4 protein-coding genes are annotated in these 7,320 nt (G+C 53.3%); 1 reads left to right on the top strand and 3 read right to left on the bottom strand.

Features of this window, described 5'->3' with window-relative positions; all coding sequences use genetic code 11:
• The first annotated feature begins 288 nt into the window (after positions 1 to 288).
• On the top strand, positions 289 to 2,361 hold the full coding sequence (locus Q1Q75_RS04875) for an IPT/TIG domain-containing protein (RefSeq protein ID WP_300667992.1): 2,073 nt from the start codon (positions 289 to 291) through the stop codon (positions 2,359 to 2,361).
• 267 nt (positions 2,362 to 2,628) lie between these two features.
• Here Q1Q75_RS04875 and Q1Q75_RS04880 read toward each other — a convergent pair whose 3' ends face one another.
• The 3 genes from Q1Q75_RS04880 to Q1Q75_RS04890 all read right to left on the bottom strand — a co-directional run.
• Positions 2,629 to 3,165 (bottom strand): outer membrane beta-barrel protein, encoded by a 537-nt coding sequence (locus Q1Q75_RS04880; RefSeq protein WP_300667994.1) that lies wholly within the window; start codon positions 3,163 to 3,165, stop codon positions 2,629 to 2,631.
• Between the two features lie 626 nt (positions 3,166 to 3,791).
• The gene (locus Q1Q75_RS04885; protein ID WP_300667996.1) at positions 3,792 to 5,606 is read right to left on the bottom strand and encodes a U32 family peptidase; all 1,815 of its coding nucleotides are present in this window, start codon (positions 5,604 to 5,606) and stop codon (positions 3,792 to 3,794) included.
• A 683-nt stretch (positions 5,607 to 6,289) separates the two neighbouring features.
• A partial coding sequence (locus Q1Q75_RS04890; RefSeq protein WP_300667998.1) for an efflux RND transporter permease subunit occupies positions 6,290 to 7,320 on the bottom strand: 1,031 nt, incomplete at its 5' end.

A 7,320-nucleotide genomic window follows, 5' to 3' on the forward strand; every position in this document is an offset into this window, starting at 1 on the left:
CTCCACTTTAAAGACCATGCCGCGCATAACATATTTTCAGGTCCTTATCTTGCCTATACTGCGGGGGAGGATGGCCTGGATCCGTCTCATATTTATAAGAACCTTTTAGAATCTCACGCAATAAAGCTATTCCCTGAAAAGGCTTCTGCTGATAATTTTGAGTTTGATGCATGTTCGCCTGAAGAACAGCAGCAAGTGATTGATGCTGTGATATGCCTCTATCCTGGATTGAAAGACGAAACGTCAAATTATAAAAGCACTGTTTTCACGCCAGTCAGTCACGAAAAAGTGGATGACTGGACCATAAAGACCGTTTTTGATGCGGGTGGCAGTGGATTACAGATTACCCGGACGATACATTACGTCAATGGAGCGCGGTACATCAGCAAAAATTGGCGTATTGAAAATACGAAAGATAAAACGTTCACCGAGATGCGATTCATGCATGGTGGGGATACCTATTTTGCGGGTGCTGACGAGGCACGAAGTTACTGGAATCAGGATCTGGGCATGGTCTATTTGAAGAATGATGGCATCAGCGGGCTCATGGGCTTTTACGGGGCACCCGGGTACAAACCGGATGGATATGCCGCCGGGGACTATGACCGAGGTGATACGCTTTCGTTATACGGGCAACTCCCTAATGAAACCACATCGGCGTATGATGATGCGGGATATTATCTTCAGTGGAATCGAAATGAGATGGGTCCCGGTGAAGTCTGGGAAATAAAGAGTTACGAAAAATGGACAGAGGCCGCCGATGTTCAGGTGATAGCCCCCGGAGATATTTCGAGCAACCCCGGTAAAGAGGTGGAGTGTTCTTTTTACGTTCAGAATTTTCTGGAGGCCGGTACTTTTACCCTGAAAGCGATCTCCGCCAAAGGATGGGAGACGGTGTGTCCAGAAAGCATTGAAATTGACGGAAACTCATCAGCGAGGGTAACTGTGGCGGTCGCATTGCCTGCCGACGAGACCGCCCAGACCGATACATTAACCTTGACCGCCACGTCCACAGCAGTGCCAACGGTAAGCAATTCGGATAATGTTCAGATAACCATGGCACCCGTGGTGCACCCGGTTCTGACAGGAATTGATGCGACTGAAGGCGATAACGGACAGAAACGCCAGCTGATCCTTTCTGGAGAAAATTTCAGTCCCTCTGCCAAAGGCAATACCGTACGATTTGTAAGCACCAACCGTGTATTTGATACCTGGAACCTGGCTGGGGCCAGTGAGACTCAGATGGTGGTTGAGGTTCCCAAGGGCGCTCCGATCGATGTCTACCATTTACGTGTGATTAATGTAAATGGAACCTCCGTGTTGAGTGACGACACCTATGAGGTAAGCCAATCGGCCCTCCCCCTTCCAGAAGTAACGGATGTATCCCCTGTTACCGGGCAGCAGGGTAAAAGCACCACCATTACCATTACAGGCACGGGATTTAACCCAGATCTCATCGGGGCTGAGTTGTTTTTACCGGGAAAAACGGTTGAGCTGGCAGGGGTGACCTTTGTCAGCAGCACCGAGGTAACGGCAGAGATCCCAGCAGGTTGCGCGAAAGGTGTTTATAGCATTCGTGTGAAAAACGGTGATGACCTTTTTAATGATGTCAGTGCCGTACGTTTCGAGGTATTACCGGTAAAAGACCTAACGGGAATAATTGAAAATTTTAGTTCCACAGGCATTGTCCAGTTGCCTTCCGACACAAGGATTCCGACGAATGTGACCCTGACAACCGATGATTCGACGGATTACGCTGTCCATGACTGTGTACTTGATATAGAGGCCTTGTTCGAAAAAGGATTGAGCATGGAAGAAAACCAGGGCACCTGGAATGATTATGCGGGGGCAATCAATCCGCCCAGGCAGGTTCCTACTCCGGATGATATCTCAGAAGCACTGGGCGATGAGGCGGTTGTGTTTACCCTTGGGGGAAAAAATCTCCTTCGTTTCAAGGATGGTAAAACCGTTCTTGTAAAAATTAAAGTCCGGATGCCCAATGGAACCTCAGAGCCGTCCATTTACTATCTCCCCCCCACCGGTGAGGCAGAACTTGCGGGTATCGACGGAGAAAAAGACGGCCAGAGTTACGAAAAAGGCGGGACGGTTCTGGATACCCGACAGGATGTCCCTGAAGCGGGGTATACGACCTACACCATCGGTGTACTCCTCGATCATATGTCCACGTATGCCGCGGGTGTAGAGTCTGAGTCCAATAACAGCGATGGGTCCTGTTTTATTGGTGCATCCAGTGCATCAGGGGGTGCGGGAAAACTCTGGGCTACCCTGGCCGCTCTCTTCTGTTTTTTCATGGCGGTGCGGATTACGGGGAAAAATTATACCCGCTGCGACCGATGCTGATGCTCTCAATCTGACCTGTCTTTTTTTTGACATCACAAACATGATCGATCTTTAAAAAATGGCGCACCTTGCCTTTTTCATGTGCCCTGGCTGCACATGGAAAAATGCGGATAATGACTCGACCCGATGAAAAAGACAGGTGGGGACGCAAGCGCAATGAAAAAAGGGCCTCAACTCGAAAGAGATGTGGCCCTTTTTTGTGGGTAAAATTTGAGCTCGGCCAACGCATAAACCCTCGGTGAAACCGGCGGCAGGCATTAAACCACGTTAAAACGTGCAGAAAAGTCCGGTGGTAAAATCAAAGAGAATCACCTCATCTGTGGCCCCGAACCCTCGGTTAAAACCAGCTCCACAGGTCACCCCGAACTGAGAGGTGATGGGAAAATCGACCCCGACACCAAACCGAGCCACACCCCCCGAACGCGTGTCGTCAGATCCTGACGGCATCTCTTCCGCCTCAATCTCCAAGACCCCGACACCCATCGAAATATAACCGGAGCTCGCATCGCCCATATCGGACATATAGCGCCCCCCCAGGGTCAACAGCCTGACCGAGGCATCTCCGCGGGTCAGATCGTTATCCACCCCAAACGAGTCGCTCATCGCGCCATGAAGTTCAATCGCAACCGAAGGGGTCAATCGATAACCCAGGTCCAGGTAACCACCGGCCCCGGCCTCCTGGTTCATGGAATCGTAAAACAGGCTGGGGCCTGCGGCGATACGGATATTATTTCCCTCACTGGCCAGGGCGGTCTGCCCCAGCATCATGAGAATGGCGGTTACTGCAAAAATAACGCGTTTCATTACATTGTCCTTAACTATGAAAAGCCCTTCTATGGGCCTTTTTATGGTTTTTTTCCCTGCCAATCGGCAACACATCCAAGCATGGTTCGCCTGACAATCGGCTTGATAAAATCAAACGGAGGCAGTCATACACCAGGGCACAATCATCTGCAATAACAATACGCTGTACTGCATACCAAAACACCGTACCGGACCTTGCACAGATCCCCTTTGTCCTCACATCCAACACATCCCGAACAGAATGATCCCGCTTTGAGGTGTATAGATAACCCCACGCCCTTAAGGCATGGGAGACAAGGGTCACATATTTTTGAGGGGGAATTATATAAGGGACAGGATACTATTGAGCACAGCCAAAAAAGGCCTCCGGCGGCAAGGACAGCGAAGCCACTTAGCCCGGATGTTTCATGAGAAAACGACCAGCCCAAGCCAATAAGATGTTATTACGGCTCAGGCACTTGCGACGTACGATCATTCTTCACCTCCGGCTTCGCCGCGACACGTGCACGCCCTACCCTTCACGCGAATGCGGACGCCTTTCAGCCTGAAATGCCGACGGCCATCTCGCATCCGCAAACCCGCTTTCAAGGTGGCGCCACCTTGCCACCGGAGGCAAATTTTCGTCCTTATTGGCGCTCAATCCGCATCCCGCAGGCCCCGCAGAGAAAATGCACGGTGAAGCGCCCCTTCTCGTTTTCGAGAATCAGAGGCTCGGCCTGGTTCGTTTTACCAGGACAAAGCCCGAGGGTTTCGCGGATGCAATGGCGGGTCTCCATGACGGTGATGTCCCCTTCCGGCTCTTTGGTTTCAAAGGCGGGATCGATGGTGGTCACGCCGCGCCGTGTGTAAAAACGCTCAGCCAGGGCATTGGCCACATTGGCCTTATAGCTGACGCGGGTTTCATAAAAAGGAATCACGGGCCGTTCAACGGGTGTGGTCTCTCGTTCAGGCAACGCTTCCGCTACCTCCAGAAGCAGCTCCACCACCTCACGCCGCAGCCGGTTGATCTCTGAGACGGGAACAAAGAGGGGCGACATCTTGAGAGTCAGGTTATTCAGATAAAAGGGGGTTCCCCCTAACTTGGCGAGCTGGGTTTCCAGGGTTTTTCGAGCCTTCTCTTTGTCCCGGGCGGGCATGGGGTCCACGCCGAACCAATGGGTAATGGAGCGGCCGGTTTCATCGGTGGCCGCAATCCAGAGGCCGTCGTGAACCTCTTTAATGTTGAGATCCAGGGCAAGGCGCCTCTCGGAGCTCTCCTTTTCCAGCTGCTTGGCAAAGGCATGATCGTGATTTCGATAGAGCACCGCGCCCTTGAACAGCCCGGTTTTAAATACCGGCACATTGGGTCGGATCAGCCCGCCCTCCACACGATTCGCCTTGACCCCTTTCAAAGTCTTCTGTTCATCCAGAAAGCAAAAGCCGTCGCCATTTACAATGGGTGTGCGGCCCTTTTCCACTTTAAGGGTGAAGTGATCCTTTTCCAGGTGAACCACCGTGCCCATGCGCTCGCCCATGGCCTTGGGGGTATCGATTGAGGCGACGCGCCCCCGTTTCCCCGATAAATAATAGTCCGTACCACCCCGAAAAAAGCTCTTCTCCAGATGAGGGGTAAAGTGATGCGTGACCGCACCAAAGGAGGCGCGGGTGGCCCCGGCGCGACGGTCCAGTTCCCGGTCCAGGGCCTGACGATAAAACGCCGTGACGTTTTTCACGTAGTCCATGGACTTGAGTCGGCCTTCAATCTTAAACGAGGAGATCCCGGCATCCATCATGGCCCCCAGATGAGCGGAGCGGTTCATGTCTTTCAGGGAGAGAAGATGCCGGTCTTGAGACAGCACCTTTCCACTCTCCTCCTTCAGGTTCCAGGCAAGTCGGCAGGGCTGACCGCAGGTACCCCGGTTGGCGCTTCGTCCCCCCAGGGCCGCGCTCATCCAGCACCTCCCGCTGTAGCTCACGCAGAGCGCCCCGTGGACAAAGGCCTCCAACGGAATGGGGGTGGCATCGGAGATGGCACGAATCTGATCGAGGGAGAGCTCCCGGGCAAGAATCACCCGTTCAAACCCGGAGCCTGCCAGAAACTGCGCCCTTTCCGGGGTGCAATTGTCGGTCTGGGTGGAGGCATGGAGGGGAATCGGCGGCAAATCCATCTCCAAAAAAGCCATGTCCTGAATGATCAGGGCATCCACTCCGGCATTCCAGAGGGCCACGACCTGATCCCGGGCCTCCTCCAGCTCCGAATCGAACAACAGGGTGTTCATGGTGACGTGCACGCTTGCCCCATAAAGCCTGGCGTGGCGGCACAGGGCCTCTATATCTGCCAGTGAATTGCCGGCCGCTGCTCTGGCCCCGAACCGAGAGGCCCCAATATAAACGGCGTCAGCGCCGTGATTGATGGCCTCCATGCCACAGGCCAGGTTCTTTGCGGGGCTCAACAATTCCATTCGACTCGTTTTTATGCTCACTGATTCGTCTCTCATCATTACATGGGGGGTGATCCGCAGTGCGTCCGGACAATAACGACCCTGGCACAACGGTTTTTCAGGGTGTAAACCGGGTAACTTACAACGGGAAGTATCAAATAGTAAAGAGCTCCGGTTCATCCACGTGATTCTGCCTGTCGACAGTCACGCCTGTAACCCACGGATGACACATCCATTGCATTTTTCTCCTTACCATCCCTTCATCCCCCTACGTTATCAGATGCCTCCCCTCCTTTCCACTGCCGTAAATCCACGGAGCGCTTCGCGACCAAATTCTTGGGTCGCCAAACTTTATTTGTGCATTCCATATTTTTCCTTGACCCCATAAATACTCATCGCTATAGTGTCTTTAACAGATGGCCAACTCACCCTGGTTCATCTGCTGGTATCGCCGGTATCCGTGAGTCGTCACCCAAACGGGGCCGGGGAAACCATGTTTTACAATAATCCAGCGAAGATCCCCTAACTCTTCGATAGATTATAGCCATTGCCTGGCACATACCTCCTTTCTCACCCAACAAAAAAGGCCCGCTATTTCAGCGGGCCTTTTTTTATTCTTTTATCGCCATCCTGTCAGAAGGGCATCCCCAAACCTTCCACAGGTTCTCACCCCGAAGAACAAGGGATAAAACCAAATCCAGGCGTTAAAACCGCACCCCGTAAAACCGCGAGTAGACCACGGGCACGAAGACCAGGGTCAACACCGTGGAGAAAAGCAGCCCGAAGAGGATCGAGATGGCCATGGGCTCCCACATCAGCCCCCCACCGAGCCAGAGGGGCAAAAGCCCAAAGGAGGTGGTGGCCGTTGTGAGCAGGATGGGCCGGAACCTCTGGCAGGCCGCATCCACGATGGCTTGAGCCGGTTCTTTGTTCAATTCTTCCTCTTCGATTCGTATGCGATCGAGGAGCACAATGGCATTGTTAATGACGATCCCCGCAAGGGAGATCACCCCAAGAAAGGCCATAAACCCGAAGTAAGACCCGGTGATAAGCATCCCGATGATCACCCCGATAAGACCCAATGGAATGGTCAACAAAATAATCAGGGGCTTCTTCAGGGAATTGAACTGCCAGATGAGGAGCAGAAGAATAATCACCCCGGACCAGGGCAATTTTTCCACCACCGCCCCCATGGCCTTGGAGCTGCCTTCCGCGTCACCACCCAGCTCATAGCTGTAGCCGGAGGGCCATTGAAGACTGGCCTTATCCAGCCAGGGAACAATGGCCTTAAACACCTGGTTGGCGGTTGTACTGGCCTGAACATCACTGGTGATACTCAAGGTGAGATCCAGGTCACGACGTATCACCTTGCCCGCCTGCCACCCGATGACAATGGTCGCCACCTGGGTCAGGGGAATACTGAGCCCGGTACTGTGCGAGGTGATGGAGAGCCCTTCCAGCTCCTCAACCGTGAGTGCCCCGGATCGAACCTCCCGCATGACAATGGGAATCACATCCACCCCTTCGCGATAAGAGCCGGTACGGGAACCCGAGAGTTCTGCTTCCAGGGCCACGGCAATGTCCTGGTTGGTGAGCCCTGCCAGCTGCGCCTTGATGGGATCGATTTCCACCACGATTTTTTTGGAGAGCATGCCCCAGTCGTCGGAGATGTTGGTGGCCCCGGGGATGGTGGCCAGCTGTGTCTTAACCTCTTCGGCAATCCGGGACAAGGCCT

The sequence above is a fragment of the Desulfoluna sp. genome (assembly GCF_030145185.1).
GTDB lineage: Bacteria > Desulfobacterota > Desulfobacteria > Desulfobacterales > Desulfolunaceae > Desulfoluna.

Bases quoted from the DNA above. Each gene is read 5' to 3' on its own strand.
- Q1Q75_RS04880 (WP_300667994.1), bottom strand. From the start codon at position 3,165: ATGAAACGCGTTATTTTTGCAGTAACCGCCATTCTCATGATGCTGGGG.
- Q1Q75_RS04885 (WP_300667996.1), bottom strand. From the start codon at position 5,606: ATGGAATTGTTGAGCCCCGCAAAGAACCTGGCCTGTGGCATGGAGGCC.